Annotated in this window: 17 protein-coding genes; 6 read left to right on the top strand and 11 right to left on the bottom strand. The window is 61.7% G+C overall.

The features are described 5' to 3' along the window. Positions 1-56 precede the first annotated feature (56 nt). From MA04_RS06305 to MA04_RS06295, 3 genes are all read left to right on the top strand, one after another. Positions 57-986 (top strand): BPSS1780 family membrane protein, encoded by a 930-nt coding sequence (locus MA04_RS06305; protein ID WP_262459815.1) that lies wholly within the window; start codon positions 57-59, stop codon positions 984-986. Between the two features lie 90 nt (positions 987-1076). Beyond that, on the top strand, positions 1077-2780 hold the full coding sequence (locus MA04_RS06300) for a molecular chaperone HscC (protein ID WP_262459814.1): 1704 nt from the start codon (positions 1077-1079) through the stop codon (positions 2778-2780). Next, positions 2780-4096, top strand: coding sequence for an RDD family protein (locus MA04_RS06295; protein WP_262459813.1), 1317 nt, complete (start codon positions 2780-2782; stop codon positions 4094-4096). Before MA04_RS06300 ends, MA04_RS06295 begins: the two co-directional genes overlap by 1 nt. A gap of 161 nt (positions 4097-4257) precedes the next feature. Here MA04_RS06295 and MA04_RS06290 read toward each other — a convergent pair whose 3' ends face one another. From MA04_RS06290 to MA04_RS06240, 11 genes are all read right to left on the bottom strand, one after another. After that, a complete protein-coding gene (locus MA04_RS06290; protein WP_163126425.1) occupies positions 4258-4527 on the bottom strand; it encodes an HPr family phosphocarrier protein in 270 nt (89 codons plus the stop codon). Beyond that, positions 4524-5378 (bottom strand): RNase adapter RapZ, encoded by an 855-nt coding sequence (rapZ, locus tag MA04_RS06285; protein ID WP_022996264.1) that lies wholly within the window; start codon positions 5376-5378, stop codon positions 4524-4526. The genes MA04_RS06290 and rapZ overlap by 4 nt, the downstream gene beginning before the upstream one ends. 72 nt (positions 5379-5450) lie before the next feature. Beyond that, on the bottom strand, positions 5451-5924 hold the full coding sequence (gene ptsN / locus MA04_RS06280) for a PTS IIA-like nitrogen regulatory protein PtsN (RefSeq protein ID WP_163126424.1): 474 nt from the start codon (positions 5922-5924) through the stop codon (positions 5451-5453). A gap of 8 nt (positions 5925-5932) precedes the next feature. After that, positions 5933-6232 (bottom strand): ribosome hibernation-promoting factor, HPF/YfiA family, encoded by a 300-nt coding sequence (gene hpf / locus MA04_RS06275; RefSeq protein ID WP_014995905.1) that lies wholly within the window; start codon positions 6230-6232, stop codon positions 5933-5935. A 68-nt stretch (positions 6233-6300) separates the two neighbouring features. Next, positions 6301-7767, bottom strand: coding sequence for an RNA polymerase factor sigma-54 (locus tag MA04_RS06270; protein WP_163126423.1), 1467 nt, complete (start codon positions 7765-7767; stop codon positions 6301-6303). A 228-nt stretch (positions 7768-7995) separates the two neighbouring features. Beyond that, entirely contained in the window at positions 7996-8721 is a 726-nt protein-coding gene (lptB, locus tag MA04_RS06265) for an LPS export ABC transporter ATP-binding protein (protein WP_014995903.1), read from the bottom strand. A 2-nt stretch (positions 8722-8723) separates the two neighbouring features. Further along, complete coding sequence (gene lptA / locus MA04_RS06260) at positions 8724-9386, bottom strand: lipopolysaccharide transport periplasmic protein LptA (RefSeq protein ID WP_262459810.1); 663 nt, start codon at positions 9384-9386, stop codon at positions 8724-8726. Then, positions 9361-9918, bottom strand: a complete 558-nt coding sequence (gene lptC, locus MA04_RS06255; protein ID WP_163126421.1) for an LPS export ABC transporter periplasmic protein LptC — start codon at positions 9916-9918, stop codon at positions 9361-9363. Before lptC ends, lptA begins: the two co-directional genes overlap by 26 nt. Beyond that, positions 9915-10418: a KdsC family phosphatase gene (locus MA04_RS06250; protein ID WP_163126420.1), complete on the bottom strand. Its 504-nt coding sequence runs from the start codon at positions 10416-10418 to the stop codon at positions 9915-9917. Before MA04_RS06250 ends, lptC begins: the two co-directional genes overlap by 4 nt. Continuing rightward, positions 10418-11386, bottom strand: coding sequence for a KpsF/GutQ family sugar-phosphate isomerase (locus MA04_RS06245; RefSeq protein ID WP_163126419.1), 969 nt, complete (start codon positions 11384-11386; stop codon positions 10418-10420). The genes MA04_RS06250 and MA04_RS06245 overlap by 1 nt, the downstream gene beginning before the upstream one ends. 72 nt (positions 11387-11458) lie before the next feature. After that, positions 11459-12415, bottom strand: a complete 957-nt coding sequence (locus MA04_RS06240; RefSeq protein ID WP_163126418.1) for a calcium/sodium antiporter — start codon at positions 12413-12415, stop codon at positions 11459-11461. A gap of 136 nt (positions 12416-12551) precedes the next feature. Here MA04_RS06240 and MA04_RS06235 point away from each other — a divergent pair, with 136 nt between their 5' ends. The 3 genes from MA04_RS06235 to murA all read left to right on the top strand — a co-directional run bounded on the left by MA04_RS06235 (position 12552) and on the right by murA (position 14860). Beyond that, positions 12552-13196, top strand: coding sequence for an MlaC/ttg2D family ABC transporter substrate-binding protein (locus tag MA04_RS06235; protein WP_262459809.1), 645 nt, complete (start codon positions 12552-12554; stop codon positions 13194-13196). 95 nt (positions 13197-13291) lie between these two features. Then, a complete protein-coding gene (locus tag MA04_RS06230) occupies positions 13292-13546 on the top strand; it encodes a BolA family protein (RefSeq protein WP_014995896.1) in 255 nt (84 codons plus the stop codon). A 51-nt stretch (positions 13547-13597) separates the two neighbouring features. After that, entirely contained in the window at positions 13598-14860 is a 1263-nt protein-coding gene (murA, locus tag MA04_RS06225; RefSeq protein WP_163126416.1) for a UDP-N-acetylglucosamine 1-carboxyvinyltransferase, read from the top strand. Positions 14861-14870: the final 10 nt, after the last annotated feature.

Here is a 14870-nt window from a genome sequence, read left to right as displayed (position 1 = left end):
GTCTTTCAGAATGATTATTCACTGTTTGGCTTAACCAAGGACAAGGAGCATACATTATGGAATCCAATAATCCATATCAGGGACCCAGCGCGGATGTGCTGGTAACTCAGGCGGGATCGGGGACGGTAGGGCAGGCGCAGAAGCGGCCGGTGGGGAACGGCGGTGCCTGGTGGGCGCAGGCGTGGCAGATCGTGAGTCAGAACAAGCTGATGTGGGCACTGGCCACTTTCGTCTTCCTGCTGATTTTCATGGCCATCGGTCTGATCACCGCGTTTATTCCTTTTATTGGCACTTTCATTCCCACCCTGTTCGCGCCGGTATTCGTCGTCGGCTTGTATTTCATTGCCCACAGGGTACGTGAGCAAAACACGTTTTCCTTCGGTGACCTTTTCGTCGGATTTTCCAATCAGACCGGGCCGCTGTTCATGGCCGGTCTGGCGCAGATCGTGGCGATGCTGGTCTTTTTTGTTTTGATCGGCATTCTTGGCGCACTGTTCTTTGGCAGTGAGCTGATGATGATGTTCAGCTCCTTTGCCGACCCCTACGCCGCGCCCATGATGAACCCGGCCTTTGGCATCGCCAAGATGATCCTGTTCGGCCTGGTCTCTCTGTTGTTGATCATTCCCTACATGGCGGCGATCTGGTTCCAGGTGCCTTTGGTGTTCTTCGGGCAGCGCAATGCGTTCGCGGCCATGGTGGAAAGCTTCACCGCGGTATTCCGCAATTTCCTGGCCATGCTGTGGTACGGCATCATCGGTTTCCTGATTTTCCTGGTGCTGGGTATCGCGGCGGCGATCATTGTCGGAGTGATTACCGGAGTGCTCGGACAGGGCGTGATCAGCGGTATTCTGATGTTCGTGTTCGGTGTGGTGATGCTGTTGGTGATGTTGGTGCTGATGGCTCTGTACTCCGCCACTATCTATTGCTCGTTCCGCGATATCTTCGAGTTGGGTGAAGCCGCGCCGCGGCAGCCCGCCTCTGTCTGATACGCTCAGCATGACCTTACCCGATGCCAATTGGCGCCGGGATCCTCGCCGGGCGGTTTGATACCGCCCGGTGTTCGTTTGGGGCTATGAATGGCGAAAGGAGAGGCCATGGCGATCATCGGTATTGATCTGGGCACCACCAACAGTGCGTGTGGTGTCTGGACCGGGCAAGGGGTGGAGCTGATTTCCAATCGGTTGGGCGATGTGCTGACGCCATCCGTGGTGGGCGTGGATGCCAGCGGAGAAATCATGGTGGGCCGCACCGCCCGCCAACGGCTGATTCATCATAGTGATAGAACGGTGGCGGCCTTCAAACGTCTCATGGGCACCGACCACAAGATTACCCTTGGCGACCAGCGCTTCAGCGCCACCGAGCTGTCCTCCCTGGTTCTACGCTCGCTCAAGGAAGACGCCGAGACCTACCTGGGGGAGCCGGTGACGGAAGCGGTGATCAGCGTTCCCGCCTATTTCAACGACAACCAGCGCCACGCCACCAAACAGGCGGCGGAGCTGGCGGGGCTGACGGTTCGGCGGCTGATCAATGAGCCCACCGCCGCGGCCATGGCCTATGGTCTCCATGAGAAGCAGGAAGGGCTGTTTTTGATCCTCGACCTGGGGGGCGGCACTTTCGATGTGTCGTTGCTGGAATTCTTCGACGGTGTGATGGAAGTGCACGCCAGCGCTGGCGATAACTTCCTGGGCGGCGAGGATTTCGTTGATGCCATGATCGACGATGTGCTGGCCGAGCATGAACTGAGCCGGGACGCCTTGCCGGCCAGTGTGATGCAGAATCTGTATCTGCAAATGGAAGGCGCCAAGCGCCGGTTGGGCAATGCCCAGACTCTGAGTCTGAAGCTGGGGGACCGGGAGGTGACTCACGAGGTGACGCCGGAGTGGTTCGCCCGTGTCGTCACGCCTTTGTTGCTGAGAGTGAAGCATCCCATCGAAAGGGCATTGCGGGACGCCAATTTGCATCCTGATAAGGTGGATGATGTGGTATTGGTGGGCGGTTCCACCCGTCTGGCATTGTTCCGCTCCACTGTCGGCAAGATGTTCGGCCGGCTGCCGTCCTGTCATCTGGATCCGGATACGGTGGTCGCCGTGGGCGCGACTATCCAGGCCGGCCTGCTGGCGCGGGGGGAAGGGCTGGACGACGTGGTACTTACCGATGTCTGCCCTTACACGCTCGGTACTGGTGTGATCAACGAGGACAACCCTCGGTTGGGCGATTACTTTCTGCCCATCATCGAACGCAACAGTGTGGTGCCGATCAGTGTGGAACGCCATCTGTCCACCGCGTCCAACAACCAAACCAAGATGAAGATCCGGATCTATCAGGGCGAAAACCGCCTGGTGGAGAAGAACGTCTATCTGGGCGAGTTGAGCGTGACGGTGCCCAAGGGACCACGTGGACAGGAAAGCGTGATTGTCCGTTACAGCTACGACATGAACGGTCTTCTGGAAGTGGACGTGAAGGTGGAGTCCACCGGCAAGACCTATTATCAGTTGATCGAACATACGCCGGGTGCCTTGAGCGAAGACGACAAGGCAAGATCTCTGCAACGTCTGGCGGCATTGAAGTTTCACCCCCGGGACGGCGAGGAAAACCGTGCCCTTCTGGCCCGCGGCGAACGACTGTATGAGTCCAGTCTGGGAGACCGCCGGGAGTTCATCGCGGACCTGATGGGGCGGTTCGAGCAGGTTCTGGACCGGCAAAACCCTCTGGACATCGCCCGGGTCCAAAAGGAGTTCAAGGAGGCATTGGACAGTCTGGAGAGTGAGGACTGGTTCTGATGGATCCCTGGCGCGTCCTGGGGCTTGAGGCCACCGAGGATACCCGGGCGGTCAAGCGTGCCTACGCGCGCTTGCTGAAAAGCACCCGCCCGGATGAACATCCGCAGCAGTTTCAGGCTTTGCACGCCGCCTACAAGCGTGCCCTGGCCCTTGCCGAGCAGCGTGCCCGTACCGCTGTTGCCGGTGATACGGAGCCGGAAACGGAAACCGGGGAGCAAACGAAAAAAGAATCCACTGCCGCCGAGACGCAGGCGCCCCCGCTAAAGACGCCGGAATGGAGCGCGCCGGTGGTTCCGGATGATCCGCTGGTGGCACCAGTGGAACCTGAGCCGGCGTTCCAGGATCAGCCTCCCCCGCCGGCGCGGGACCCGGAGCCGGCCTGGGCCGTGGCACGGGAGCTGGAAGACCAGGAGCCGGAAGAAGATGAGTGGCTGGCGGCCAGTCGTGAACACGAACGGCTGCTGATCCAATGCCAGGCTCTGCTGGAGCGGGAGGGGCAACCGGTTGCGGAGCAGGAATGGCGTTTTCTCGCCAACAGTTCCTGGATGCTGGACAGCACCTTCCACCATGGTTTGGGCGATGCCCTGATGGCACGGCTGGTGGAGCGGCTTCGACAGCAGGATAACAAGCCGCCCCTGGATGCGGTGACGCTGGGCTATTTGAACAGCCTGTTCGATTGGGAAGGGCGTCGTGGCTTGCTGGCGGCCCGTTTTGGCGATACCACCATGGATCAGGTGTTGGCCCCTCTGGATGCGAATTCTTCCGGCGATCAGGCCTTATTGCAGGGGCTGCGTGGTGGTAAGGAGACGGTGCCGCCGTCGCGCCAGACCACCGCCGAGCCGGAACCCGAAACCCTTTATTTCACCGGCATGACCCTGCGTATGGCCGCTATCGTCATCGATCTGCTGGTGGTGGCGGCACTGCTGGTCATGCCGATATGGGTGGTGAGCATCATGGTGGCGGATTTCAACGGAACAGGTGGCGACATCAGTATTGAGGCGTTCATGGGCTTCTTTCTGGTGCTCGCCGTGCCGGCCTATTTGCTAATGGCGCTGGTAATGGAGGCGGGACCCAAGCAGGCAACCCCGGGGAAACGGATGCTGGGGCTCAGGGTAACGAATCTGGAGTTTCAGCGGCTGTCATTCCTGCACAATTTATGGCGAGTCATGGCGTTCGTAGTGGTCAATGCGCTGACCAGTAAAGTGGTAATCCTGGTGAACCTGTTCCTGAAAGGGAACCTCCTGCACGATCGCGTCAGCCGCAGTCATGTCATCAACTGGGCACGCAGCCAGAGGGAGGAGAACGACGGGCAGTGACGGAGCTCCCCGTGGACCGGACTACGAAGCCGCTGTGGGAGCTTGCCTGCAAGCGAATTCTTGCAACGTTGCGCATTCGCTTGCAGCGGCCCGCCGCCCGGACAAGCTCCCACAGCGGCCTTGTAGCGAGCTCTGCCAGAACGGGGCGTGATGTCAGCTCTTTATTCTTCTTCGTCGAAGCGTCGTGCGAACAGGTCGGCCAGTTCCTCCATGGCCGGCTGCTCGTCGTCTCCATCCACTCGTACTCTGAGGCTGGTGCCCTTGGCGGCGCCGAGCGTAAGCAGGCCCATGATGCTCTTGGCGTCGACCTGACGCTCGTTGTGAAGCACTTGAATGGTGCAGCTGTAACGGGATGCCACGCTGACCACTTTGGCGGCGGCGCGGGCATGCAGTCCCAGTTTGTTGATGATGGTGAGTTCCCTCTCGATCATCCCTCCAGCTCCCGATGCCGCACATGCAAGGGAATGGCTTTATTGCGCAGGCGCTGGGCCAACTGCTCGGCCAGATAGACGGAGCGATGGCGGCCACCGGTGCAGCCGATGGCAACGGTAACGTAACTGCGGTCGTTGGCGGCGTAGCTGGGTAGCCAGCGGACCAGAAACTGGAAAATATCGTCGATCAAATCTTCGGTTTCCTGATGAGATTGCAGGAAGGCCGCCACCTTGTCGTCGCGACCGGTCAGGGCCCGCAGATCGCCATGCCAGTGGGGGTTGGGCAGCATGCGTACGTCGTAGACCAGGTCGGCGTCGTTGGGCAGACCGTTCTTGAATCCGAACGATTGGATCAACAGCGACAGTTTGACGTTGCGGCCGGCTACCCGCTGGCGGATCTGGTTGCGCAGGGAGTGGACATCCAGAGTGCTGGTGTCGATCACCAGATCCGCGCGCATGCGGATATCGGAGAGCAGCTCGGCTTCGTAGGCGATGGCATCGGCCAGGGTGCGATCATCGCCGCTGAGTGGGTGGGGGCGCCGGGTGGCGCTGAAGCGTTTGAGCAGGGTGCCGTGATCGGCGTCGAGAAAGATGATTTCCGTTTCCACCTGCAACTTGCGCAGTTCCGCCAGGGTGGAGGGAAAGGCCAGCAATTGCCTTGGCAGGTTGCGGGCATCGATTCCCACTGCCACCCGCTCCAGCACCCGGTCCTCGTCATCCAGCTGTCCGGCCAGTTGCGGCAACAGGCCCAGAGGCAGATTGTCCACGCAGTAATAACCGTGGTCTTCCAGTGCTTGCAGAGCCGTGGTCTTACCGGAGCCGGACCGGCCGCTGAGAATGGTCAGTTTCATGGCGATTGACGCTTTCTTCCCCCAAAAGACGCCCCGGCCGGGGAGAACCGGCCGCATGGGCCCTGTCGTAGCTTATGAAGCCAGGCGCAATTCGGCCTCTGACTCCACGGCGGTAATATAGAGTTGATGATCGTCCGTGGCCTGGCGCAGTTCACGCCGGTAATCCTCGTCATTGAACAGGTTGGCCAGGTGACTCAGGGTCTTGAGGTGCTGTTCGGGGTTCTGTTCGGGCACCAGCAGAACGAACACCAGATCCACCGGACGGCCATCCACGGCATCGAAGTCCACCGGTTCGGCCAGTTTCAGCAGCAGGCCCACCGCCTGCTCGCAGCGTCCGAGCCGACAGTGGGGGATGGCGATACCTTCACCGATACCGGTGGAGCCCAGGCGCTCCCGGGCCACCAGCGCATCGAACACTTCCTGGGCACCGAGGTTACCGCAACTGGCCGCGGCCAGCTCGGCAACCTGGTCCAGAAGGCGTTTTTTGCTACCCACCTCGATACCGTTATGGGTGCGGTCCTCGGTGAGAAGTTCTCGTACTCGCATAGATCCGCTTAGTGACCGTGCTTGCGGCTCACGGTCTTCTCCTTGTGTTTGAGAATCTGACGATCCAGCTTGCTGGTCAGGGCATCAATAGCCGCGTACATGTCACCGGCCTCGGCGGTGGCGAATACCTCGCCGCCGGAAATGTGGATGGTGGATTCCGCTTTGTGGGTGTTCGGCTCCGGGGACAGGATTACCTGAATGCTGGTGATCTGGTCGAAATGCCGTTCCAGCTTGGAAAACTTGTCGTCCACATAATCACGAAGGGCTTCGGTGATATCCAGGTGATGGCCACTGATGTTGATTTGCATAGCTGGCTCCTTTGCCTCGTTATTCAACCCCGGCCTCTGGCCCGGGTTATAAGCCGTTTCCCGCGTCGTCAAACCAGGCGTTTGCGAGCGCTGGAAGACGGGATTCGCATCGCCTCTCGATACTTGGCGACGGTCCGGCGCGCCACCTTGATCCCTTGCTCATTGAGCAAACTGGCCAGCTTATTGTCGCTGAGCGGCTTGCGAGGGTTCTCGGCGGCGACCAGCTTCTTAATGATGGCACGAATGGCGGTGGAAGAACATTCACCGCCGCCTTCCGTGTCCACGTGACTGGAAAAGAAATACTTCAGTTCGAACACGCCTCGGGGCGTGAGCATGAACTTTTGATTGGTGACCCGGCTGATGGTGGATTCGTGCATCTCCACCGCCTCGGCGATATCGGCCAGCACCAGCGGTTTCATGGCTTCCTCGCCATAGTGGAAGAAGTCCTGTTGTACCTCGACGATACGCCGGGCCACCTTCAGCAGGGTGTCATTACGGCTTTGCAGGCTTTTCAGGAACCAGCGCGCCTCCTGCATGCAGTTACGCAGGTACTGGCCGTCCTCGCCCTCGGTACGGCGGGCCAGGCGGGCGTACTGGGCGTTCAGGTTGACTTTGGGCAGGACTTCCTCGTTCAGTTCCACCCGCCAGCCGCCGCGGAAGGGGCGCACCACCACGTCGGGAACCGCGTATTCCGCCACTTCGCCGCCGATTTGTTCGCCCGGGGCGGGATCCAGGGTGCGCAGCAACGCCAGGGCGTCAAGGAGGTCGTTTTCCGTTACCCCCATGGCCCGGCGTAGACCCGCGTAGTCGTGCTTCTCCAGTAGCGCGAGATGCTCGAGTAGGGCGGTCGCGGTATCCCGGTGCGGGGTGTCGGCGGGCTGTTGGCGCAATTGCACGCCCAGGCATTCGGCCAGATCACGGCTGGCCACGCCGATCGGGTCGAACTGCTGCAGTCGATGCAGGACCGCCACCACTTCGTCTTCCTCCACCGGATCATCGGCGTCGGCGATCTGCCGCTCGGCGGTGTCGAGCAGATCATCCAGGGGCAGGGACAGGTAGCCACGGTGGTCGAGGGCGTCGATGAGGATGCCGGCGATGACACGGTCCCGGTCGCTCATCGGGCTGAGATTGAGTTGCCAGAGCAGATGATCCTGGAGGGTGACCGGAGCGACGTGACGCTGTTGCCAGGCGTCGGCGTCATCGTCCTCGCCGCCGCCCGAGCCGGAACCGGACTGCCCCACATAGAGGTCGTCCCATTCGCTGTCGCTCTCCACCGGCCCTTCCACCAGGTCGTCCAGGGCCTCGTCGCGTTCGAGGTCCATTTCCTCCGCTTCCCAATCGTCATCGGCGGGGGCGTCGTCCTCGGTGTAGGCCTCGGCTCCCTCTTCAAGTTCCAGCAGGGGATTGGTTTCCACCGCCTGCTGGATTTCCTGGCGCAGGTCCAGCGTCGACAGTTGCAGCAAGCGAATCGCCTGCTGCAACTGCGGCGTCATGGTGAGTTGCTGGCCGATCTGGAGTTGTAGACTCGGTTTCATACTGCCTTGGTGGTCCGGTGAATCGCCAAGGCGGCAGAATAGCAGCGTCTTTCAACGCTTCGCAATTTATTTAAGCAATATATATGCCAATGTTGAAATTGCAATTGAAAAAGAGTAAGGGAGATGGGGGGCAACAGAGCACCGCTGCCTCACAAATTCAGGAGCCTGCTCCTCTAGCTTCTGAATTTGTGAGGCAGCGGTGCTCCATTGACCGCGATTTCCAAGGGGCTACAGCCGGAAGTCGGCGCCCAGATAGACGTCGCGGACCTGCTGATTGCCAAGGATGGTCTGGGAATCGCCCTCGGCGATGATGTTGCCGGCGCTGCAGATATAGGCGGTATCGCAGATATCCAGTGTCTCGCGCACGTTGTGATCGGTGATCAGCACGCCGATGCCGCGATCCTTGAGATGGCGAATGATGCCTTTGATGTCATTCACCGAGATCGGGTCCACCCCGGCGAACGGTTCATCGAGCAAAATGAACGCAGGGTCCGTGGCGAGGCCACGGGCGATCTCCGCCCGCCGCCGCTCGCCACCGGACAAGCTCATGCCCATGCTGTCGCGGATATGGGTGATGTGGAATTCCTCGAGCAGGTTGTTCAACTCCTGCTCACGCTCGGCTTTGCTCAGTTCCTTGCGGGTTTCGAGGATCGCCATGATGTTCTGCTCCACGGTCAGGCGGCGGAAGATGCTCGCCTCCTGAGGCAGATAGCCGATACCGCGCTTGGCGCGCCCGTGCATGGGCAGGTGGGTGATGTCCTCGCCGTTGATCTCGATGCGCCCGGCGTCCGCTTCCACCAGCCCGACGATCATGTAAAAGCAGGTGGTCTTGCCGGCGCCGTTGGGGCCCAGCAGGCCCACGATCTGGCCCGCTTCCACTTCCAGGGAGACATCCTCGATGACGCGGCGCCCCTTGTAACTTTTGGCCAGTTGGCGGGCATTCAGTTTCGCCATGGTCAGGGGGTCTCCGCGTCATTGGGGGGGGCGTTCTCCGGCGTGGTGGCCGGGGTGCTGTTGACGGGCGATTGTGGCGAGCTGCTGTCCTCGCTTTGGTTGCCTTCGTCTGTTTGCGACTCCTCGTCGCCGCTGTCGCCGTTCTGAGCCTGGGAGGCATTGGCGGCCGGAATCACCAGCCGCACCCGTTTGTCGCCCTCGCTGCTGGCGTCCATGCGCCGGGAGTTGAGATCATATTCCACCCGGGCCCCTTCGAAGGTGTTGCCCTGATGTTGCACGTAGGCGTTGCCGGTGAGGATCAGACGGCGGCGCTTGAGATCGTAGACCAGCTTGTCGGCGTGGGCGTTCAGATCCTTGCCTTCACGCATGCGCACCGGACTGCCGGTGGCTTCCACCCGCACCAGTTGCTCGTTCTCGGTGAACAGCCGCAAGACATCGGCGTTGAGCTGACGGTTACCCTGAATCAGTTCGGCGTTACCCCGGTATACGCCAGTGCCGGCGTCCCGTTCGAACACGGCCTGGTTGGCGCTGACCACCACCTCGCCTTCGGCGCCGGATTGGGCCACGGCCAGCGCTGGAACCAGAATGGCGGCGGCCATTACCGCGCGCCAGCGGCGCAGCGGCCCATGCACCGGACCGTTATGGCTTGGGTCCTTTGAATTCACTTACTACTCCTTGCTTGAGAGTCATGCGCCCGGTGTCCAGGTCCGCATCCATGCTGCCCGCCCGGGTGCTGCCTTCACTGTGTCGCATATTGACGGTGTCCGGGGCGGAAACCTGGCGATCGCCACTCAGGTAGTGCAGCTCCCGGGTGTCGAGGGTGACGCCGTTGTTCTTGCTGACCGCCTCGACGTTGTTTTCGAAGACGATCAGATCGCCGTTGTCGCGTACTTCACCATTGTCGGCCTGGATGGTCCACTGGTTGTTGCCGTTGTTCAGGCTCAGGTCCGGGTGATCGAGCAACGTCAGCGCTTCGCGTTCGTACTGTTCCAGATTGTTGGCCAGAAGCCGGTATTCCACTTCGCCACTGTCGCGGTTGAACTGGCGGGCGACGATGTTTTCCGCGGTGATGGCCGGCGCACTGAGGAACGCTTCGTTATCGCCTTCCAGCGGGTTCCCCCATTCGTGCAAGGTCATCATCACGATTAACCCCAGCAGGATGACACCGCTGGCGCTGAGCAGGCCGGGCCGTCTCACTGGCCCCCCCGCAGCCGCAGCAGGCTGTCGCACACTTCCCGTACCGCCCCTTCGCCGCCGCGGGCCTCGGTGACATGGATGGCGGCGCTGCGCGCCACCGCGTGGGCGTTGGCCGGGGCGAAGCCCAGTCCGGCCCACTCCAGTGCCGGCACATCCGGTTCGTCGTCGCCCATGTAACCGATCTCCGCGGCGCTCAGTCCCAACTGCTCTGCCAGCGCGGACAGAGCCACGCCTTTGTCCTCACGGCCCTGGATCACGTGCTCGATACCCAGGTCCCGGGCCCGGCGGGCCACCATGGCGGAATTGCGGCCGGTGATGATAGCCAGGGTCACGCCGCTGGCCGCCAGCTTTTTCAGCCCATGGCCGTCCAGGGTACTGAATGTTTTCAGCATCTCGCCGTCCGGGCCGTAATAGAGACGGCCATCGGTCATCACGCCGTCCACGTCGAAGGCCATCAGGCGCAGGCGCAGAGCCTGTTCCGGTTTTATCCCCAGCGTCATTACATTACCCCCGCGCGTAGCAGGTCCTGGGTGTTGAGCGCGCCGATCGGGCGCTGCCGGTCGTCACAAATGATCAGGCCGTTCACCTTGCGCGTCTCCATCAGTTGCAATGCCTCCGCCGCCAGGCGACCGGGCTGGATGGTGACCGGGCGCGGTGACATTACATCGCGAATGCCGGCGACACGAACATCGACGCCTTTCTCCAGGGTGCGGCGCAGATCACCGTCGGTGAAGATGCCGATCAGCTTGCCGTCCTCATCCACCACCGTGGTCATGCCCAGGCCCTTGCGGGTCATTTCCAGCAGAGCATCGGACAGTGGTGTGTCGGCGCTGACCACCGGCAGTTGTTCCTCGCCGTGCATGACATCGTCCACTTTGAGCAGTAACCGGCGTCCCAGGCTGCCGCCGGGATGGCTGAGGGCGAAATCCTCCGGGGTGAAACCGCGCGCTTCCAGCAGCGCTATGGCCAGGGCATCGCCCATGGCCAGGGCGGCGGTGGTGGAGGAGGTGGGCGCCAGGTTGTGCGGGCAGGCTTCTTCCTTCACCGCCACGTTCAGATGAACATCGGATAATTGCGCCAGGGAAGATTCCGGACGGCCGGTCATGCTGATCAGCCCGCTGCCTTTGCGTTTGATCACCGGGATGATGGTCAGTATTTCCTGAGTCTCGCCGGAATTGGACAGCGCCAGCACCACGTCCTCGCTGGTGATCATGCCCAGATCACCGTGGGACGCTTCCCCTGGGTGGACAAAGAACGACGGGCTGCCGGTGCTGGCCAGAGTGGCCGCCAGCTTGGTGCCGATATGGCCGCTTTTGCCCATGCCGGTGACGATGATGCGGCCGGTGCAGGCCAGCAGACGCTCGCAGGCGTTTTCGAAATCCTTATCCACACGCGCACTGAGCGCGGCCACCGCCTGGGCTTCCTCGTCCAGTACACGGCGCGCGGTGGCGATGAAGTTGTAAGGCATAGAATCTCCCTTCACGGTCGCGGCCCGGTCCGCTGCCGGGATTTGTCGGCGGGGGCCTGATGAAGCCGCCGATTATACACCGGATGTTGTCTGAAGACTTCGCCAGAGCACCAGCAAATAGACCGCGTATCCGCCTAACAGTGCCAGACCAGTGCCACGCCCCAGCGGGCGGCGTGCCGCCAACATCATGCCAAGTGCCATGACCAGGGTCAGCAGCACCATGGCGGCGTAGTCGCGATCCAGCAGTGCCGGATCGGCCAGCCTGCCGGGGCCGAGCAGAGCGGGCATGGGTAGCACCATCAGCAAATTGAGGATGTTGGAGCCAAGCACATTGCCCAGGGCCAGGTCGCCGTGTCCGCGACGGGTGGCCGCCAGGCAGGTGGCCAGTTCCGGCAGGCTGGTGCCGAGCGCCACCAGGGTCAGACCGATCAGGGCCTCGCCGACACCCAACTGCCGGGCCACCTCGGTGGCGCCCCAGACCAGCGCCCGGGCGCTGATCAGAAGCAGCGCCAGCCCCCCGAAGAACAACAGCAGGTCGTGGCGCCGGCTCCGGCCCGGTGGTGGCTGCGACGGCTGCGGCGGTGACGTTTTGCGATGCCAGGTAATCAGTGCCAGCGTGGCCAGGCCAATAAGCAGGATGGTACCGTCAGTGCGGGTCAGGTGGCCGTCGATCAGCACCACTCCGGCCAGGGCCGTGACCAGCAAGCAGGCGCTCAGTACCTGCCGGCGACTGTGATCAGGACAGGGTACCGGACGCCACAGCAGGGTCAGCGCCAGCACCAGCCCCAGATTGGCAATGTTTGAGCCAAGCGCATTGGCCACGCCAAGGGCGGAACTGCCCCCCAGGGCAGCGGTGGCGGAGACCAGAATTTCCGGCGCCGAAGTGCCGAAGGCGACCAGCGTCAGGCCCACCAGTGCCCGAGACAAGCCAAAATCCAGGGCCAGGCCAGCAGCGCCGGTGACGAAACGGTCGGCGCTCCAGGAAAGTACTGCCAGGGCGATCAGGCTGGTCAAAAGGGCAGCAAACATGGAACCTCCGTTGTCAAAAGCCGTCAAATCGTGCAAGAGCCGTGGCGCGCGCGGAACCCGCGCGTGTAGGATGCGGTGAGTTTGCCGGGGCCATCAACCGGATAACCGGATCACCAAACGACCAGGGAGCGAGTGCATGACTTATCCGAAACAGCTGTTTTCCATGATGGCGGCCGTGTTGCTGCTGTTGACCGCCGGTCTGGCGCAAGCGGAACAGGATCCCCGCCAGCTGGTGGAGCAGACCGTCGAGCGCATGACCAAGCGTATCGACGCGGAACGCCAGAAGCTGAATAACGATCCTCAATACGCCCGCGAACTGGTGCGTGAGGAACTGGGTGATCTGGTGGATTTCAAACGGATTACCCGGGTGGTGATGGGCGATTATTTCGATCAGGCCTCCCGGGATCAGAAATACCGTTTCCTGGAGGTGTTCGAGAACAGCCTGGTCAACACCTATGCCTCCGGTGTGACCTTGTACGACGGCCAGAAGATGAAAGTCCTGCCTTTGCGCGAGGAAGACCGCCGTGGCAACTATGCGCGCGTGCGCATGGAGTTCTCCACCAACTCCGGCCAGGTGGTGCCGATCTTCTTTACCCTGTTCCTGGATGGCGGCCAATGGCGTGTGGTTAATGTTTATGTCAATGGACTTGATCTGAGTCAGATCTACAAGCAGCAGTTCGCTCAGTCCATGCAACAGCACAATGATATGGACGTGGTCATCGCCAACTGGTCCGCCGCCGATGTGGCCGACGAAGTCGAGAACAAGGCCAACGTCAACTGATTCCTCCGTTTCCCTCCCTCATTGACGCGGGGCCGGCATGGCAAGGCCCCGCGCCCTCGCGTATTATTGCCGGTTCATTCGAATGAGGAGTTCCCATGAATCCGGAAGACGTGAAGGCGCTGGTGGAAGCCGGCTTCGACGATGCCGAGGTGGCGGTGGACGGCGGCGGTGACCGCTTTCTGATCCGCGTGGTATCCGATGCCTTCGAGGGCCTGATGCCGGTGAAGAAGCAGCAACTGGTCTACGGCTGCATTAACCAGGCGATCGCCGACGGTACCATTCATGCCGTAAGCATCCAGACCTATACCCGGGCCGAGTGGGAAAAAGCCCAGAAGATGGGGCTGGCCTGAGCCCCGAGCGGCCCGCCATCTGCCTTTACCAACAGGCTCTAAGAGATCCGCATGGACAAACTCAAGATTACCGGTGGACAGCGCCTGGATGGCGAGATCCGTATTTCCGGCTCCAAGAACTCATCGTTGCCGATTCTCGCCGCCACCCTGCTGGCCGACGAGACCGTCACCGTAGGCAACCTGCCGCATTTGCAGGACGTCACTACCCTGATCGAGCTGCTCGGCCGGATGGGCGTGCATGTGGTGCTGGACGATCGCATGAACGTGGCGGTGAACCCCACCGGTATCCGCGAGTTCACCGCGCCCTATGAGCTGGTGAAAACCATGCGTGCCTCGATCCTGGTACTGGGGCCGCTGGTGGCGCACTTTGGCCGTGCCGAGGTGTCCCTGCCCGGCGGTTGTGCCATTGGCTCGCGGCCGGTGGACATCCACCTCAAGGGGCTCGAAGCCATGGGCGCCGAGATCGAGGTGATGAACGGGTATATCTCCGCCCAGGTGCAGGGGCGTCTCAAGGGCGCCCGCATCGTCATGGATACGGTGACCGTGACCGGCACCGAGAACCTGTTGATGGCCGCCGCCCTGGCCGAAGGCACCACGGTGCTGGAAAACGCCGCGCGCGAGCCGGAAGTGGTGGATCTGGCCAACTTCATCAATCGCATGGGCGGCAAGATCACCGGCGCGGGCACCGACACCATCGTGGTGGAGGGCGTCACCTCGCTGGGCGCCTGTCACCATGACGTGATCTCCGACCGTATCGAGACCGGCACTTATCTGATCGCCGCCGCCATCACCGGCGGCCGCGTCAAGGCCAAGAACACCGATCCGGCCCTGCTGGATTCGGTACTGCAGAAATTGCGCGAGGCCGGTGCGGTGATCGAGACGGGGGAAGACTGGATCAGCCTTGATATGGAAGGCCGCCGACCGCAAGCGATAAGCCTGCGCACCGCGCCTTATCCGGCGATGCCGACCGATATGCAGGCCCAGTTCATGGCCATGAACACGGTGGCTGAAGGCACCGGCACCATCGTCGAGACGGTGTTCGAGAACCGCTTCATGCACGTGCAGGAACTGAATCGCATGGGCGCCCATATCGAGGTGCAAGGCAACACCGCCATTTGCCGTGGCGTCGAGTCGCTGACCGGCGCTCCGGTGATGGCCACCGACCTGCGAGCCTCTGCTTCCCTGGTGATCGCCGGCCTGGTGGCCAAGGGCGATACCCTGGTGGATCGGATCTACCATGTCGACCGGGGCTATGAGTGCATCGAGGAAAAACTGCAATCCCTGGGGGCGACCATCCGTCGCGTCCCATCCTGACCGTGAAGCC

This window comes from Alloalcanivorax balearicus MACL04, assembly GCF_025532145.1.
GTDB classification, from domain to species: Bacteria; Pseudomonadota; Gammaproteobacteria; order Pseudomonadales; family Alcanivoracaceae; genus Alloalcanivorax; species Alloalcanivorax balearicus.
The sequence above is the reverse complement of the archived record's forward strand: the minus strand, read 5'-3'. Positions and strand labels throughout refer to the sequence as shown.

What these genes read in the sequence shown, in the direction of transcription:
- MA04_RS06305 (WP_262459815.1), top strand. Translation starts at nt 57, where the DNA reads ATGGAATCCAATAATCCATATCAGGGACCCAGCGCGGATGTGCTGGTA.
- MA04_RS06300 (WP_262459814.1), top strand. Translation starts at nt 1,077, where the DNA reads ATGGCGAAAGGAGAGGCCATGGCGATCATCGGTATTGATCTGGGCACC.
- MA04_RS06295 (WP_262459813.1), top strand. Translation starts at nt 2,780, where the DNA reads ATGGATCCCTGGCGCGTCCTGGGGCTTGAGGCCACCGAGGATACCCGG.
- MA04_RS06290 (WP_163126425.1), bottom strand. Translation starts at nt 4,527, where the DNA reads ATGATCGAGAGGGAACTCACCATCATCAACAAACTGGGACTGCATGCC.
- rapZ (WP_022996264.1), bottom strand. Translation starts at nt 5,378, where the DNA reads ATGAAACTGACCATTCTCAGCGGCCGGTCCGGCTCCGGTAAGACCACG.
- ptsN (WP_163126424.1), bottom strand. Translation starts at nt 5,924, where the DNA reads ATGCGAGTACGAGAACTTCTCACCGAGGACCGCACCCATAACGGTATC.
- hpf (WP_014995905.1), bottom strand. Translation starts at nt 6,232, where the DNA reads ATGCAAATCAACATCAGTGGCCATCACCTGGATATCACCGAAGCCCTT.
- MA04_RS06270 (WP_163126423.1), bottom strand. Translation starts at nt 7,767, where the DNA reads ATGAAACCGAGTCTACAACTCCAGATCGGCCAGCAACTCACCATGACG.
- lptB (WP_014995903.1), bottom strand. Translation starts at nt 8,721, where the DNA reads ATGGCGAAACTGAATGCCCGCCAACTGGCCAAAAGTTACAAGGGGCGC.
- MA04_RS06250 (WP_163126420.1), bottom strand. Translation starts at nt 10,418, where the DNA reads ATGACGCTGGGGATAAAACCGGAACAGGCTCTGCGCCTGCGCCTGATG.
- MA04_RS06245 (WP_163126419.1), bottom strand. Translation starts at nt 11,386, where the DNA reads ATGCCTTACAACTTCATCGCCACCGCGCGCCGTGTACTGGACGAGGAA.
- MA04_RS06240 (WP_163126418.1), bottom strand. Translation starts at nt 12,415, where the DNA reads ATGTTTGCTGCCCTTTTGACCAGCCTGATCGCCCTGGCAGTACTTTCC.
- MA04_RS06235 (WP_262459809.1), top strand. Translation starts at nt 12,552, where the DNA reads ATGACTTATCCGAAACAGCTGTTTTCCATGATGGCGGCCGTGTTGCTG.
- MA04_RS06230 (WP_014995896.1), top strand. Translation starts at nt 13,292, where the DNA reads ATGAATCCGGAAGACGTGAAGGCGCTGGTGGAAGCCGGCTTCGACGAT.
- murA (WP_163126416.1), top strand. Translation starts at nt 13,598, where the DNA reads ATGGACAAACTCAAGATTACCGGTGGACAGCGCCTGGATGGCGAGATC.